Origin of the sequence: Sphingobacterium sp. 40-24 (assembly GCF_001899705.1) — a bacterium.
In the GTDB taxonomy this organism is placed as follows: domain Bacteria; phylum Bacteroidota; class Bacteroidia; order Sphingobacteriales; family Sphingobacteriaceae; genus Sphingobacterium; species Sphingobacterium multivorum.
Genome location: NZ_MKWH01000055.1, coordinates 171,262 through 187,798 on the forward strand (window position 1 = coordinate 171,262; position 16,537 = coordinate 187,798).

Annotated in this window: 15 protein-coding genes; 3 read left to right on the forward strand and 12 right to left on the reverse strand. The window is 39.5% G+C overall.

The window, feature by feature from the left end; genetic code table 11:
* Positions 1–20: 20 nt before the first annotated feature.
* The 11 genes from BGP15_RS20055 to trmD form a co-directional block, all read right to left on the reverse strand.
* Positions 21–1,154: a PepSY-associated TM helix domain-containing protein gene (locus BGP15_RS20055; protein ID WP_286770615.1), complete on the reverse strand. Its 1,134-nt coding sequence runs from the start codon at positions 1,152–1,154 to the stop codon at positions 21–23.
* Positions 1,155–1,224: 70 nt separating this feature from the next.
* Entirely contained in the window at positions 1,225–2,454 is a 1,230-nt protein-coding gene (locus BGP15_RS20060; protein ID WP_286770616.1) for a DUF4374 domain-containing protein, read from the reverse strand.
* A 23-nt stretch (positions 2,455–2,477) separates the two neighbouring features.
* On the reverse strand, positions 2,478–4,865 hold the full coding sequence (locus tag BGP15_RS20065; RefSeq protein WP_286770617.1) for a TonB-dependent receptor: 2,388 nt from the start codon (positions 4,863–4,865) through the stop codon (positions 2,478–2,480).
* A 112-nt stretch (positions 4,866–4,977) separates the two neighbouring features.
* The gene (locus tag BGP15_RS20070) at positions 4,978–6,066 is read right to left on the reverse strand and encodes a DUF4374 domain-containing protein (RefSeq protein ID WP_286754787.1); all 1,089 of its coding nucleotides are present in this window, start codon (positions 6,064–6,066) and stop codon (positions 4,978–4,980) included.
* Between the two features lie 144 nt (positions 6,067–6,210).
* The gene (locus BGP15_RS20075) at positions 6,211–6,846 is read right to left on the reverse strand and encodes a hypothetical protein (protein ID WP_286754788.1); all 636 of its coding nucleotides are present in this window, start codon (positions 6,844–6,846) and stop codon (positions 6,211–6,213) included.
* 54 nt (positions 6,847–6,900) lie between these two features.
* Positions 6,901–7,416 carry an RNA polymerase sigma-70 factor gene (locus BGP15_RS20080; protein ID WP_286754789.1) on the reverse strand — a complete coding sequence of 172 codons (516 nt, stop codon included), beginning with the start codon at positions 7,414–7,416 and terminating at the stop codon, positions 6,901–6,903.
* 66 nt (positions 7,417–7,482) lie between these two features.
* Positions 7,483–8,265, reverse strand: coding sequence for an indole-3-glycerol phosphate synthase TrpC (trpC, locus tag BGP15_RS20085; RefSeq protein WP_286770618.1), 783 nt, complete (start codon positions 8,263–8,265; stop codon positions 7,483–7,485).
* Positions 8,266–8,276: 11 nt separating this feature from the next.
* Positions 8,277–8,852, reverse strand: coding sequence for an anthranilate synthase component II (locus tag BGP15_RS20090; RefSeq protein WP_286770619.1), 576 nt, complete (start codon positions 8,850–8,852; stop codon positions 8,277–8,279).
* Positions 8,839–9,132: a chorismate mutase gene (locus tag BGP15_RS20095; RefSeq protein ID WP_286770620.1), complete on the reverse strand. Its 294-nt coding sequence runs from the start codon at positions 9,130–9,132 to the stop codon at positions 8,839–8,841. Before BGP15_RS20095 ends, BGP15_RS20090 begins: the two co-directional genes overlap by 14 nt.
* Complete coding sequence (locus BGP15_RS20100; RefSeq protein ID WP_286770621.1) at positions 9,129–10,532, reverse strand: anthranilate synthase component I family protein; 1,404 nt, start codon at positions 10,530–10,532, stop codon at positions 9,129–9,131. The genes BGP15_RS20095 and BGP15_RS20100 overlap by 4 nt, the downstream gene beginning before the upstream one ends.
* A 258-nt stretch (positions 10,533–10,790) precedes the next feature.
* The gene (trmD, locus tag BGP15_RS20105; protein ID WP_046674821.1) at positions 10,791–11,468 is read right to left on the reverse strand and encodes a tRNA (guanosine(37)-N1)-methyltransferase TrmD; all 678 of its coding nucleotides are present in this window, start codon (positions 11,466–11,468) and stop codon (positions 10,791–10,793) included.
* Positions 11,469–11,552: 84 nt separating this feature from the next.
* On the opposite strand from trmD, the gene BGP15_RS20110 reads away from it, so the two are divergent.
* Entirely contained in the window at positions 11,553–13,184 is a 1,632-nt protein-coding gene (locus tag BGP15_RS20110; protein ID WP_046674822.1) for an ABC-F family ATP-binding cassette domain-containing protein, read from the forward strand.
* Positions 13,185–13,240: 56 nt separating this feature from the next.
* On the opposite strand, the gene BGP15_RS20115 is transcribed toward BGP15_RS20110, so the two are convergent.
* A complete protein-coding gene (locus BGP15_RS20115) occupies positions 13,241–13,402 on the reverse strand; it encodes a hypothetical protein (protein WP_286770622.1) in 162 nt (53 codons plus the stop codon).
* A gap of 180 nt (positions 13,403–13,582) precedes the next feature.
* Between BGP15_RS20115 and BGP15_RS20120 the strand changes: the two genes are divergently transcribed.
* Positions 13,583–15,094: a gluconokinase gene (locus BGP15_RS20120; protein WP_286770623.1), complete on the forward strand. Its 1,512-nt coding sequence runs from the start codon at positions 13,583–13,585 to the stop codon at positions 15,092–15,094.
* A gap of 16 nt (positions 15,095–15,110) precedes the next feature.
* Entirely contained in the window at positions 15,111–16,433 is a 1,323-nt protein-coding gene (locus BGP15_RS20125) for a gluconate:H+ symporter (RefSeq protein WP_286770624.1), read from the forward strand.
* Positions 16,434–16,537 lie beyond the last annotated feature (104 nt).

Sequence of the window (16,537 nt, forward strand, 5' to 3'; positions counted from 1 at the left end):
GATTAAGAGATTACTAAAATTTAAGGAGCTACTAGCTGTGTACGTTTTGTTTTTTTTACCGTTTTTCTTTTCTTGCCCCACCAGATATAGCATCCTGTGATAGGCAGGGTCGCGCAGATCAATGAGGCCACGAAGTAGATGATTTTTGTTGTCATTCCTCCAATAAAACCCGTATGAAGTGCATAGTTGGATCGCATCAACCATTCTGTGGTATTTGCTTCATCAATAGGACCTTGTTTTCTGCCAGCTAGCTCAAGTGTATATCGGTCGAAATTGAGATCGCGCCAGGTACCACCTTCCATATCGGTACAAGCATACACTGTTTTGTCTTCCGGTTCAGGATAATGTACAATGACAGCCTCTTTGTTATACTTGGCATATTCATGACGTACCTTATACCAAATCTGATCAGCAACAACTAAAGCATCGTTTAAAGGTTGTTCAATCTGTTCTTCTTTAGTTGATTTCTCTATCTTAGGTTTACTGGGATACCCTCCAGTCAACGAGACCACTGCACTTCGGATCCATGGAAAGCTCATAATGAGTCCAGTAAAACACATAATCAGCGCTATTGTTAGTGAATAGAAACCGAGCACATTGTGAAGGTCGTAATTCACTCTTTTAAATTTCGCTTTCCATTTGATTGAAAAGCTTTGTTCTCTGGATCTCTTGTTCCATTTTTTTGGCCACCAAAGTATAAGCCCAGTGATCAACAATATAAAAAAGATGAATGTACTCCAGCCGACTACCTGTCGCCCTATTTTTACGGGCATCCAAAGGTGACGATGCCCTTCATCCATGAAATGAAAGAAATCTTCATGATCTACAATGGCGAGGATTTCTGCGGTGTAGGGATTTACGTACACTAGATTATCGGAATGGTCCAAACTCACTTTGACGGATTTGTCTAATCCATTATACCAGGAACTTGCGATTTTTTTATCAGGAAGAATATGGTTTACAGCTTTGTAAATGGCGGAAGGAGGAAGTTGTTCTTCGGCACTCCTGGGTTCGATGTGAATGTAATTTGTAGTCAATTCTTTGATGTCATGTTCAAAGACGAGTACACAACCTGTGATTGCTAAGATAATAACGGGAATACCGGCGGCAAGCCCTAACCAAAGATGCAGCCAGGCGTTGATTTTACTGAACATAATTTAATAATGATAATGGATCGTATGTAATCGAAGGGGCGACAATAGGCCGCCCCGGTTTAATAAGAGATTAATCTAAATTATAGAGCATTGGTGTATCTGCGTCACCACCAAGTATTTTGGCGCCTTTTGTTAATTTGTCAGTTGTTGGGTTATACTCCCAAATGTAGATGGCCTCTGCTTTTGGATCATTTACCGCTATGTATGCATTCCCATTGATGACAACTGCCGAACGGGAATTGCTGACCAATGGAAAGTCTAATTTTTTAACTACTTTTTGCGAGTTTACGTCAACGATCAAGTATTCCCACATAGCAGCATACCACCAATCGTTCCATTCTTTAACGTTATTGTTTGTGTCATGTGCACTGATCAGTAAAGCTTTACCGTTACCCAGGTAAGAAACACCTAGCTGGTTATCTCCGCCTTGATATTGACTGATATTGAAGAAGTAATTTGGATCAAGCTTGTCATCTCCATCTTTAATTCGGTAGAATCCAGTAGGTAAGTTTTTGCCCCCACCTAATGCAGGCATTGTATACGTTTGCAAATATGTATAACCATTTTCCTTGAATTTATGGAAATAGCCGTTTCTAACTGGACCGACAGGTGCTGAACGGTTGTCTTCACCTGTTTTTTTAAAGTTCTTAAACGATGGATAGTCAACCGAACCTGTATACGTAACGTCGTAGCTTACTTTTGTTATATTGTTATATAAGCAATAACCTAAGACAATTTTATTCCCTTGAGGAAGAAAAGCATAAATCCGCATATTATGGTCTTTCGGGATATCGGTATCTGATGTTATTGTACCACTTGCCTCTACAAGCATCGTATTTGTGTTGATTACAGCGTATTCGTTGCTATTGCGTGGACCGACGGCCAAGCGATCGTCATCAAGCCAACTATGCCATCCTATATATAAAGTGGTTAATTTGGTGAAAGGAATGACTTTAATAGCCTTTAATACACCATTTTCAAAGCTATATTTTCCGAACTGCGCTGCATTTGGATCAATCGAGTAGAAATATTTACCTTTTTGAATTACATTCTCTTCCCAAGGGAACATACTTGTCACATCAGTACCGGCGCCTACTGGAGAAATCGTACCCGACATGAGATCCTTTACAGGAAGCATAAATGAGCCATTGTCTGTACTGAACTTTATCGCAAAATTTCCACCAACTTCTTCCGTTGGATTTGTTGGCGTACTGTTGTCAGGCGTGGACTTGCTACAGCCTATTAACGAAATGCCTGCCAAAGCAATTAAACTAACGTTTTTTGTAATTGATTTTAACATGATATTATAGTATTAAATAATTTTTAATGTGAAGAGCGGATGAGGTACCGCAATTTTAGATAGACAGAACGACCGGGACGCTGTTGTTTGAAAATATCGTAAGCAATTTGATCAGTCATGTTTTTCCCCTCGACGGTGATGTTATAAGTATTGTTCTTGAAAGAATAGGTAGCGGCAATATTGTGTAGCCATTGGGCTGGAATATAATCTTTTGTTGATTTTTCCGCTAATTTGGACCAGCTTAACGAATAGTTATTGACAAACTGCAAGTAATAATTTAGCTGTATACGATTGTCTTTGGCGCTAAAAAGGTTATTTCGGCCATAACTGATGTCTAAGTTTCCAAATAGCCAAGGTTCATTGGGTGTACGATTTTTGTAGGTTATCTTTTCTCTATTATTTTTATCATACTTTTCGCGATCGACTGCATTATAATAGCTCATGTTTAATACGGCCATGAAATTGGATTTGTACCCATATTTAACTTCGAAATCAAGACCATTGACCTTCACGCCACCTTCGTTATCCGCTAGTTGTTTTTGCCCCTGCGGGGTATCGTAAGATTTCTGAATGATATAGTCCTTAACATTCCTATAATAGGTAGAAGCGTCAACATTTAGATAGTGGTTTCCAAAGGTTGTTCCATAGTAGAAATTCAGGTTATAGTTGTCGCTATTTGCAGGATTTAATTTTTCATTAGCTATCACGTTTAAACCATCTCCAAAGAGCTCTGTAAAAGTTGGTAGCTGATAGGCATGTTCATACGATAGTTTTATGCCGTAAGTCGCATCTAATTTAATGTTCGTCACAGCGCCATAACCAACGTAATTTTTGGAGGTTTTACCAGCTGTGTTGGTTTTGCCGGATAAGCCATACTCTTTGATGAAAAATGAATTATTTAGTCGCTCTTTCCAAAGAATCTGTTGATAATTGAGCCCAATAGTCGTTCTATAGATCTGATTTGTTATATTATAAAAATCATTGTAAGGATCTATTTCATTATAATTTTCGCGTTTATTGGTGTTTAAATTATAGTTGAAATTGAAAAGGTGCGATGCCGATAGCTTGTAATTTAAATTTGCCTGCGAAAAGCTGTTGTTAATCTTTTGATGGGTGATGGATTTGTAGCTATTCAGCTCCCCTGCATTAGGACTATATTCTGTCGCTATACCGTTCCAAAAGTAATATGTCCTCGAGCTCGTGTCGGTAATAATATTTTCGCCGCGTGAATAATTTGCATATACTGTCGCTGATAGATTCTCAAAAAGAAACTTGTCTTTTCTATAGCGCAAGCTTGGTGTAAACGTATGACTTTTACTGAATACATGCCCTAGCACACGTTCTTGTGTCGCTGCGGTTTGTTGTTGGTCATACACGTCATTATAAGTCAACCCTAAGACAGCGATATCGGCACATTTTTTATTACTTATACCCACTTCAACCTGTGTCATAAATGAGCGATAGTCATCATGAAAACGTCTTGCGGATTGAAGGGTGTCAAATAATTCATTTTTCGGAGGCATAGGTGCCTTTAGGTATACACCTGCTTTCGGATTGGTTCTCATGAGATAGTTATTATTTGAGTAATTGTAATAACTATTCAAATTGATCATCAAGCCATTTTTTGGATGTTTATAACCGGCGCTCATCGCAGCACGGTGTGTATTAAACGAACCAATACTATAACTGACGTCTAAAGATTTTTTATAATCACGATTGGTGACGATGTTGATCGCTCCACCCAAAGCATCTGATCCTAGGTGCGCCGGCACCACACCTTTATACACCTCGATGCGCTCAGCGATGTTGACCGGCATATTATTAAGACTCATGCCACTACCGAAAGACTCGATTGGTACCCCGTCGATGAAAAATTTAATGTTATTGCCAGATAAGCCATTTAGCGAAAAGGAATATCGGGAACCTAAGCCGCCTTGTTCTCGAATCTTTACGCCTGTACTTCGATTGAGTATTTGATTGATATCGGAATTGGTATTGGCATACTGTTTGGTTTCGATTACATTAACGTTGAAACCAGATTCTTTGATCTTTTTGCTGACAGTTTTTCCTTCAACTTGTACTTCATCCAATGAATTGCTTTCTGTACTTAATGTGATCTCTTTTAGAATTTCGGTTGATTTATTGACTTCGAGTTTCAGCGTTAAAGTTTTATAGCCGAGTGCTGAAATAATAAATTCATGATTTCCAAAGGGTACATGTTTTAGTATAAATGTACCGGTTCTATTTGCTTGTGCGCCTTTCTTGGTGCCTTTTTGTAAAATTGTAGCGCCTTCAATCGGTTCCTTTGCGCTATTTTTGATGCTACCTTCGATTTGAGCAAGTTGCTGAGAAAACGAGGGAAAAGATAGGGTTAAAAATAATAGTAACCATATCACTTTAAATTTGGACATTGTTTTATTTAGATTAATTACACACAAAGTAGTTGCGTAACTCTAAATTTACCGAAGGTCCTAAGGTGAAAAAAAAGGATAATTTTTGTAATGATCTGTTTTACAGGTGGAATTAATTTAGTCGGTCGATTCTTACAATGAAATCGGTCTCTTGGTCTAATTGAAGCCCTGGGGTAATTTGACCTGATTTGATATCATAGATCCAAACCTGATGCTTGTCTGAGTTATCATCAATGGTGATATATGCTTTACCATTTTCAACAAGTACAGATTCTTTACGGGTACCTTTGTCAAAGGGTAGGTTGAGTTTGCGTGTGGTTTTGGTACTGAGGTCAACAAGAAAATATTCAAATTGATAAGTAGAGTGGTGGTCACTGAAATCGGTATAGCGATCTTTACGTTCGCTCCGTACAATTGCTTGATGGTTTCCCAAATACCACATACCATAAGCGTGGTTATGAGTCTGTGCTGTTAAATCAAAGAAATAATTCGGGTCAATTTGAGTTGATTTCTGACCAATTTTAAAGATTGCAGTTGGCTTTGAGGGAATGTTTCCTAAAGCTATACCTGGACAAGCCATAAAATAATAGTTTCCTTCTTCATCATTGAAACTATAGGATTGTACCGTATTTATCCCTCCGGGATAAGTGGATCGGGTATCTTTTTGAATTCCCTTTAAATGTAATGTCGTTTTATCGAATGTTGCTACATAGAGGGTATCTATTGTGGTGAAGTCTGTTTCATTGATAATTTTATTGAAGGTATATCCAACGAGTAGTTGTTGCTGGTGTATGGTACTAAAGCCGATGGAAATAATATTGAAATTGGGTGCTGCGGAAGGTAAGATTACCTCTTGTTGCTGAATGATGTTAAACGCATTGACAGCGATCTTCGTGTACCATAAGCGACGGTTAGTTTTGTTGTCTGATGTGAAAAGGAGCAAGGTGTCATTGTTGAGCCAATTGATATTTTCAATATGTTGGTCAGGCATAGACAACTGAGCAATTTCTTTTAGGCCTGTTTTTTCAAGTGTATATTTTCTAAATTTCCCTTCTCTGAGGAAATAAAATCTACCATTTTTAACAATGATACTACGATCGAACTCTTGTGTTGGGATATCAACTCCACTTTGTCGAATCGTCAATTTTCCGCTATCAATGCTGTTGGTCGTGATGATGGTGTTTCCTAAATCCTTATCCATGGTATAGAAGCTATATTTTCCAGCTAAGTTTCTCTCAGCATGTTCTGATCGGCAACTTATCGTAAAGCTAAGAAGCAAGAGCGGTAAGAATAAGATAAGACGGCTTGTTAGCATGGTCATATAGGATGGGGGAATTGGGAACGATTAAATGATGTTAAATTGTAATTTAAGTTCGTGCTGTAATGTTGGTGCAAGGAAAGTCAGTTCGGATTTGGCAATGATAACCTGATTTCCGTTTTTTTGTGGTTGCAATACAAAATAGGTCTCACCGGTTTTTAATTCTTTCTTTTTATCTCCCGAAAGGCTGAATGCAATGTTCTTTTTGGGTATAAAGAGCATATTTCCTGTCGTTTTGATTTCCCCGGTATCGGTATTGATCTGAGCAGTTGCATTCTTGCCTAAGACTATTTTATAATTATCCTGATTGATATATTTTAGACTAGCATTCGTTCTGTTGTCGAATGTAGCATCAGTCTTCTCCTGCATGTTATTGAACTGATGGAACCCAAAGCCAAGCAGGACTAGGAGGGAGGCTGCAATACCAACATATTTAAGTGGGTATTTTTTGCTCCTGATTTGTACTGGGGTTTCTGATTTTTCAATATAGGTGTTGATATCGGCCCAGATATCACTTTCTAATTTGTTTTTTTGAGCTGTAGAAATAGGCAATGGCTTAGTTTCGAAGGTGTCATCCAGCAACCATTGTTCTACCAGCAGTCTTTCTGTTGGCGAGCATTGGCCTAAATGATATTTCTCTATTAACTTCTGGTCTATGTTCATCCGTATATTCAACTTGCTAACAAAAATACGAGATTTCTTTTTTTATGGATCAACTTACGATATATATTCTGTTAATTCTGTTTTTAAAGTTTTAAGCGCCCGCGAAATATGGTATTCTACAGCTCTTTCAGAGATCACCAGTTCCTGAGCGATTTGTTTGTTGGTAAGTCCCTGTTCCCTGCTCATCCGAAATACTTTTCGACATTGGTTAGGCAGTGTATTGACCAGACGAGAGATTTTATTTGCGAGTTCCTCGGCAATCAACGTATTATCCGTATAGTGGGATTCGGTGATGTTTGAAATATTGTTTAGGTGCTGCTGACGGGCGACCTTATTGCGAATGTATTCAAAAGCTTTGAGTTTTACCGAGCGGATCAGATAACGTTCAACTTCTTTCAGTCGAAGTTCATTCCGTCTTTCCCAAAGTGATTTGAAAACATCTTGAACGATTTCTTTTGCATGCTCTTCATCTTGGATATTACTAAGACAGAAAGCAAACATACCTTCCCAATGGCGAAGATATATTTGCTCAAAACTCTCTCGATCTATAATAAAAAAATCCGTTTCCAAAATACACTGACCTTAGCTTATACCTTGGCAAATATAACCTTATTTAGATCGATTTTAAATAACTTTCTATATTTCTTTTACAAAGTCTTTGATGGCTTGTCCAGGATCGGCTGTCTTCATGAAATTTTCACCGATTAGAAAACCTTGGAATCCAGCTTTTTTTAAGGCTTTAATTGTCGAAGGATCAGCTATGCCGCTCTCAGATACTTTAATATATTCTGTTGGTATTTTGTCTAGGAGATCATAGGAATGCTGAATGTCGACTGAAAAATCTTTCAGATTTCTATTATTAACACCGATTGCGTCAATGTCATCAAAAAGATTATCCAACAGTTCCTGTTCGTTATGCACCTCAAGTAAGACATTTAAGCCCAATTGATGTGCATAGGCTGCAAATTCCTGAACTTCTTCCTTTTTCAGGCATGCCGCAATTAAAAGGATGATGTCTGCGCCATACGCTTTTGCTTCGGCGATCTGATACTTATCTACGATGAATTCTTTTCTTAAGATAGGAATGCTAATAGCCTCACGTGCTTTCGATAGATCTTCTAAATTGCCTTTGAAAAATTCCCCATCCGTCAGAACAGACACTGCAGAAGCACCAGCCTCCTCGTATGCCTTTACAACATCTTCCACTGCTGAAGTGCTATTGATGTCTCCTTTTGATGGCGATGCTCTTTTGTATTCAGCTATAATTCCTGTTTTTTCAGGATCAAGAATAGATTCTCTCAACGATAGACAAGCCACATTGAAATAGGGATAGTTTAATAATTCCTCCAAAGGAACTAAAGCTTTTGCCTGTTCTACTTCTATTTTTTTTCGTTCAATGATTTTATCAAGTATAGTCATTTTTCTAGATGTTAGATTCCCAACCAGTTTTCAATTAATTTCTTACCACTTGTGGTCAACACCGACTCTGGGTGGAACTGCATTCCCCTTACATCGTATTCAGTATGGGTTAAGGCCATAATGATGCCATTCTCGTCGATCGCCGTTACCTTGAGGCTAGCCGGTAAGGTGTCTTTGTTTACGGCCCAAGAATGATAGCGTCCTATTTTGGAATCTTTTGGGAAGTCGCGAAACAATTTTTCTGACTCATCAACAACGGTAATATTTGTTGCTACGCCATGCAAAGGTTTTTCCATATTGAATAGCGTACCACCAAAAACCTCTGCGATCGCCTGTTGGCCCAAACAAATGCCCAATATACTTTTATGTGGAGCGTAGGTACGGATAACATCAAGCAATAATCCAGCTTCTTCCGGAATGCCTGGTCCGGGCGAAAGAAGTATTTTATCGAAAGCATCAATATCTTCCAGTTTGAATTTATCATTTCTCCATACAACATACTCTTGATCTAATTCCTGTAACAAATGGACCAAGTTGTAGGTGAACGAATCGTAGTTGTCTATAACGACTATTTTATTGTTGCTCATAACCTTTTACTATAAAATCTTGATTAATATAATTTTCAATTTCCTGAAATATAGATTGAATAAATTCGGTTGGCAAATTAAATCTTTTTGCCAGCACTCCATATTTACTGCCCAGGTTCCGAATAATATGCTGCTCTTCGTTTTGCTCATCCTTGAAGGCCTTACCTTTACCGATATAGGTTTTTCGTAATGCCAATAGCTCAACGATGCGGTTGTCAATAGTGTCTACCGAATCATGGATATGTTGCTTGTTGACACAGTATTCCAATGGTCTGATCATAATGTTTCTGCTAATTGTAATGCTTTTCGTAGCGCAGCAATTTTGTTATTTACTTCTTGTAGCTCCATTTCAGGATCTGAATCTAGTACAATACCACCGCCGGCCTGATAGTGTAGGGTGTTTTGTTTACTTAGGAAGGAACGAATCATAATGGCATGATTAAAGTCGCCGTTAAAACCCATGAATCCAATTGCACCAGAATAAAATGAGCGTTGTAATCCTTCGTAACGATCAATCAGTGTCAACGCCATATGTTTTGGAGCACCTGAAAGTGTACCCGCTGGATACGTATCGCCTACGATGTCAAATGGATTGATATTATCTTTTAATGTGCCCGTTACTTTAGAGACCAAGTGGATAATATGGGAGTAATATTGTGGTTCCATGTAGGACTCAACTTTAACTTGGGTACAATGTCTACTTAAGTCATTGCGGGCAAGATCTACGAGCATAACATGTTCTGAAGTCTCTTTTGGATCTTCTTTGAGTTTGGTGGCTATTTTTTGATCCTCTTCCATGTTGCCTGTCCGTTTAAATGTTCCTGCAATAGGGAAAATCGTCGCTTGTTTTCCGTGAATACGCAGTTGAGCCTCAGGCGAAGATCCGAAAAGCTTAAAGTCACCGTAGTCAAAATAGAAAAGATAAGGTGATGGGTTGATGGAGCGGAGTGCACGATAGACATTGAATTCATCACCAGAGAATGGTGTCTTAAAGCCTCTGGATGGAACAATCTGGAATACATCGCCACGTTGGATATGCTCTTTCATCTTCTTGACCAGCTGACGGTGTTCTTCATCGGTACGATTGGAGCTTTCCTCACCAGCTAGTTTGAAGGTATATTCAGGGAAGTTTTTGTTCTGAATAAGGAACTGCATTCTTTCAAGTTCTGATTCTTCGTCATCCAGCAGATGTTCAAAAATATAGAGTTGATTACGGAAGTGGTCGATGGCAATGACATATTTGTAAACATGATATTGCATAAACGGTATTTTCCGTGCTGGATCTGACGTTGTTGTTAGTTTGATGTCCTCAAAGTGTTCAATACAATCGAAGGTGAAGTAACCAAATAGTCCATTGGAGATCAAGTTAAGTTCAGCAATTGTATGATCTTCGAACGAATTTCTAAAATCGGAAACTTCTTGACGTAATTCGATTTCGTGTGCACTTTTTACGATACGTTCTCTACCCGGATAAGTGAGCGTCAGCTCTTTCTCATCGAGCTGGATTCCGGCGATTGGTTGACAACAGATATAACTTATGTTGTTGTCGCGACTATGGTAGTCGGAGCTTTCCAGTAACAAGGAGTTTGGAAAGATATCTCTTAGACGAAGATAGATGCTCACGGGGGTAGTTGTATCCGCAAGCAACTTTCTGGTTTGTGTTTTGAATGTATACTTCATTTTTTGTGTCTTATCTTCTTGTTGTAAATTATGTATAAAAAAACCCCGATACTGGTCAGCATCGGGGTTGGAATTTCCATAAATGGTTTTGGTTGATTATGAAATATTATGACAATACCAATTAGTTCCCGATGCTTATTGCTTCAGGCCACCACCAATTTGTATTTGTATATCTTCGTGTCATTATTACACAAATTTATAAAAAAAAATAAATAAGCAAACTTTTTGTGACAAAAAAACAAAAATTCACCTTATTTCTTAATCATTTAATAAATCAGGACGTCTTTCTTGTGTTCTTTTTAACTGTTGTTCATCTTTCCATGCAGCGATTTTTGCCTCATGACCACTAAGGAGAATATCAGGCACTTTGTGGCCTTTCCAGTCTGCAGGGCGTGTATAGATAGGAGCATCAAGTAATCCATCCTGAAAAGAATCTGAAAGCGCGGATGTTTCATCCGACAAAACTCCGGGAATCAGACGGATCACAGCATCTGTAACAATCGCCGCTGGAAGTTCACCTCCAGACAATACATAATCACCTACAGAAATCTCCTTTGTTACATAAATATCACGGATACGTTGATCTATTCCCTTGTAATGCCCACAGAGAATCATCATATTTCCTTTTGTCGATAATCCGTTCGCAATATCCTGATTGAATGTTTCACCATCGGGAGTCATATAAATGATCTCATCGTATTCCCGTTCAGACTGCAATTGCTCAATACACTTGGCAAAGGGTTCTATTTGAAGGACCATGCCCGATCCGCCCCCGTACGGATAATCATCGACACTTTTGTGTTTATTTGTTGAATAGTCTCTTAAATTATGGACATATATTTCAGCCAAGCCTTTGTTCTTTGCTCGTTGCAAAATAGAGTGTGCAAATGGACTTTCCAAGAGGTCAGGTAAGACCGTAATAATATCAAAACGCATGGGGCAAAGATACACAAAAATGCACCATTGTCTATTTATAAGATTGATTCGCTTATCTTTGTGCCAAAATTAAGTGTATATACAGTGATTGACGTAAATAATATTTCTGTTTCCTTTGGGGGAACAACTCTTTTTTCAGATGTATCCTTCTCCATCAATGAGAATGATAAGATCGCATTGATGGGTAAAAATGGTGCCGGTAAATCGACTTTATTGAAAATTATCGCTGGAGTGGGTAAACCTACTACTGGTAATGTTGCAGGGCCGAAAGATGCCATTATAGCCTATTTACCGCAACATTTGCTAACAGAGGATAACGTGACTGTTTTTGAGGAAACGTCAAAGGCTTTCGAAGAAGTCTATGGTATGCGTGATGAGTTGGAAAACCTGAATGAGCAATTAAATATCCGTACAGACTATGAGTCTGATGATTATATGCAATTGATCGAACGTGTATCCGAATTAAGCGAAAAGTTCTATTCAATTGAGGAAGTTAATTATGATGCAGAAGTTGAAAAGGTCTTGAAGGGACTCGGTTTTGAGCGTTCTGATTTTACAAGACAGACTTCTGAGTTTTCGGGTGGTTGGCGGATGCGTATCGAATTAGCTAAAATATTATTGAAGAAGCCGGATTTGATTTTATTGGATGAGCCAACCAACCACATGGATATCGAGAGTATTCAATGGCTGGAAGATTTCTTGGTCAATTCGGCTAAAGCAGTTATCGTTATTTCGCACGATAGGGCATTTGTCGACAATATCACCAATAGGACCATTGAGGTGACGATGGGACGGATTTATGATTATCGTGCCAAGTATAGTCATTACCTGGAATTACGTCAGGAGCGTCGCCAGCATCAGCTTAAAGCATATGAAGAGCAACAACGCTTTATTGCGGACAATCAGGAGTTTATTGATCGTTTCAGAGGAACCTATTCTAAAACATTGCAGGTACAATCACGTGTAAAGATGTTGGAGAAATTGGAAATCATTGAGATTGACGAAGTGGATACTTCCGCATTGCGTCTTAAGTTCCCACCATCTCCGCGTTCGGGTCAATATCCTGTTATTGTTGAGGATCTAACCAAAGCTTATGATGAACATGTTGTGTTTCAAAAAGCAAATATGGTTATCGAACGTGGTGAAAAGGTTGCTTTTGTCGGAAAGAACGGTGAGGGTAAATCTACCATGATCAAAGCAATTATGGGTGAGATCGATTTCGAAGGTACGTTAAAAGTTGGACACAATGCAAAAATTGGCTATTTCGCACAGAATCAGGCAGCCTTACTTGACGGTGAAATGACTGTTTTTGATACCATTGATCAAATCGCAGTAGGCGATGTACGTGTTAAAATGAAAGATCTTTTGGGGGCTTTCATGTTTAGCGGCGATGATACAACTAAAAAGGTGAAAGTATTATCTGGAGGGGAGAGAACGCGTTTGGCGATGATAAAATTGTTGTTGGAACCGGTCAATGTATTGATTCTCGATGAGCCGACAAACCATTTGGATATGAAGACAAAGGACATTATCAAAGATGCTTTAAAAGATTTCGATGGTACATTGATCCTTGTTTCGCACGACCGTGACTTTTTGGATGGTTTGGCCGAGAAAGTCTTTGAATTCGGAAATAAACGTGTACGGGAGCATTTTGAAGATATTAAAGGTTTCTTGGAATACAAGAAGATGAGTAGCTTGAAAGATATTGAACGTTAGCATCTAGATAAACGTCGTGTAAACCCGATAGGGGTTCAGTTATAAAAAGCGGCTTTTTATATAAAAGCCGCTTTTTTGTGTTTTAAAAGAATATTAATCGAGCCTTCAAGTTTTTTTGCCTTAATCCCAAAGTGTGTGAAAGATATCTTCCCGATCAATACCATTACGCCGAGTCCAACTATTCCAAAATCGTAGTTATTCTTTTTATCTATACTCATCGTTTAATACCGTTTTTCTAAGTTGAAATTTACCATTTATGTTGATACTACGAAAGACAATTATCAGCAGATCGGTATGCGGCGATTTTCTCGCTCCAATTACTTCGCTAGTATTGAGCCTTTTGTTGTAAGCTAACAGATATTCCGTATATTGAACTTTCCTAAACATCAATTTTATTTATGATCATTGGATTAGACATTGGGACATCATCTGCGAAAGCTGTTGCATTTGACCACGCAGGTAACATCTTATCCCAGCATAGTATACCTTATCCTATAATAAACCCGTTGGAAGGGTGGTATGAGCAAGATCCGGAGATTGTTTATGGCGCATGTATTGATTCTATTATGCATGTCATGATTAGCTTAAGGCAATCTAGTGGGGAGATACCGAAACCTGTATGTATTTCGGTTAGCAGTGCTATGCACGGACTGATCGCTGTTGACTCGGCAGGACAGCCACTTAGCAATTGCATTATATGGGCAGATCGCAGAAGTGAGCATATTGCGGTTGCCTTGGAGGCAAGTGAGGCGGGCAGGTTGCTTTATCAGCAGACGGGTACACCAATACATCCCATGTCTTTGCTTTGCAAATTAATGTGGATAGGGGCCAATGATCAAAAATTATTTGCTCAATCGTACAAGTTTATCGGTATCAAAGAATTTCTTTTTTACCGGCTCTTTGGCGTGTATGTGGTCGATCATTCCATTGCATCTGCAACAGGGCTTTTCGACATACATCACCTAAGATGGTCTGATCAGGCGTTAAGCTTGGCGGGCATATCGGAAGAACAGCTAGCATCTCCAGTTCCGGTCAATTATATTTTAAATATGCCTAGCCGAGAAATTGCGGCCTTGATGCATATCCCTGAAGATACCCCTTTTGTTATAGGTGGTAGCGATGGTTGTTTGGCTAATCTCGGAGTAGGAGCTATACGTCCTGGAGTGGCTTCGGTAACTGTAGGTACCAGTGGAGCTATTCGCGTAGCAAGCTCGCAGGCAAATCAAGAAAAAAAACAAAGACTATTTACCTACCTACTGAGATCAAATGAATATATAATCGGTGGTGCGGTTAATAATGGCGGTGTATTACGCAACTGGTTTCGAGACAACTTTTTGAACGAATATACCCAAATGGAGGCAGATGGAGATCTTTCGGCGTCGTTAGATGCTTTGATCGACTCCGTCGTTCCGGGGGCAGAGGGCTTGATATTCTTGCCCTATTTAACTGGTGAACGGGCACCACATTGGAATTCCAATGCCAAAGGTGTTTATTTTGGAATACAGTTGCATCATGGCAGGGCGCACTTTGCACGTGCCATGATGGAAGGGATGTTGTTTGCAATTTACAGTGTAGGAATCGCGTTAGAGGAGAACAGCGGTCCCATTCATACGATCTTTGCAAGCGGCGGCTTGGCGCGGTCATCGTTGTTCGTGCAGATGCTTGCAGACATTTTCAATAAACCTGTATTCACCAAAAATACAGTAGAAAGCTCTGCATGGGGAGCAGCATTGATAGGCTTGGAAGCCTTGGGTATTCAGGGATGTGAGCCTACTATAAAAAACAAACAAGCGGAAGGAGCGCAAGAGACCGAGCACTATTATAAACCGAGTGCGGAGAATCACGCTGTATATATTAAAAACTTCCGGAAATTTGAACGCCTGTACCATATATTGGAAGGTGAGTTTTAACTAAATATAAATTATTATGCCTCTAATCATCGTTATTTTGGGAGTAGCTTTACTACTTCTTTTAGTTACCGTCGTCAGGTTAAACACGATCTTTTCATTACTGATAACCTCTGTTGCGGTCGGTTTTGCTATGAATATGAGTGCCGTCGACATCCTTAAATCTGTTGAAAACGGAGTGAGTACCACTATGGGCCAGTTGGCACTATTGTTGGCTTTCGGGTCTTTACTGGGAAAATTGATGGCGGAGGGTGGTGCTGCAGAAAAGATTACAACGGTACTAACGGCTGTATTTGGCAAAAAGAACTTACCTTGGGCAATGGTTCTCACGGGCTTTTTAGTAGGAATTCCCTTATTTTACAATGTCGGTTTTATCGTCTTAGTACCATTCGTTTTCATGGTATGTGTTTCCAATAAAATGCCTTTGCTTTACATAGCCATTCCGTTGCTGGCAGCGCTGTCCGTGACACATGGTTATTTGCCACCACATCCGGGAGCTACGGCCATAGCGCTTACCTACAAGGCGGATATCGGTTTAACAATGGTCTATGGGATTATTGTGGCAATTCCTGCCATCATTATCGGTGGACCGCTCTTTGGAAGGATGCTTAAGCATATTCCGACCAACCCACCGACCGAGTTTTTTCCTGAACACAATCAAGCGGATAGGAAAGAGCTTCCCGGATTTGCAATTAGCATATTTACGGGGCTTTTTCCAATAATTTTAATTGCTTTTGGTTCATTTTCACATCTAATATTTCAAGAAGGCTCCTCTTGGCTGAAGGCACTACGTTTCTTGGGTGACCCGGTTGTGGCTTTAATGATTGCATCGCTAATGGCGATGTACACAATGGGTATCCGCCAAGGTAAAAGTTTGCGGGAGCAATCAGAAAGTGTGGAGGAAGCAATCCGCGGGATAATGATGATCCTTTTTATCATTGCGGCATCAGGCGCCTTTAAGCAAATTTTGGTAGACAGTGGTGTAGCGAACTACATCGCTGACATAACCGCAGACCTGAGCTTGTCGCCTCTTGTACTTGCATGGTTAATAGCCGGTATCATTCGCCTAGTTATCGGTTCGGCTAGTGTTGCTGGGCTCACGGCAGCGGGCATTATGCTTCCCATTGTGCAGGCAGGAAAGGTTACTCCTGAATTAATGGTGCTAGCGACGGGAGCGGGTAGTCTTATGTTCTCACACGTCAACGATCCTGGGTTTTGGATGTTTAAATCTTATTTTGGAGTGAGCATGAAGGATACGTTTCGCTCATGGACGGTGATGGAAACGCTCGTTTCTGTTGTTGGATTGATTGGCGTCTTGATTTTACATTGGCTTGGTCATTGACAGCGAATGGGAAAGTTTCCTATTGTCATACAGCTTTAGTTAATAATCTTGCCTTTCTAAGCATTGCTTCTTTATAAACAACATAACACGATCGTGTACTGTCA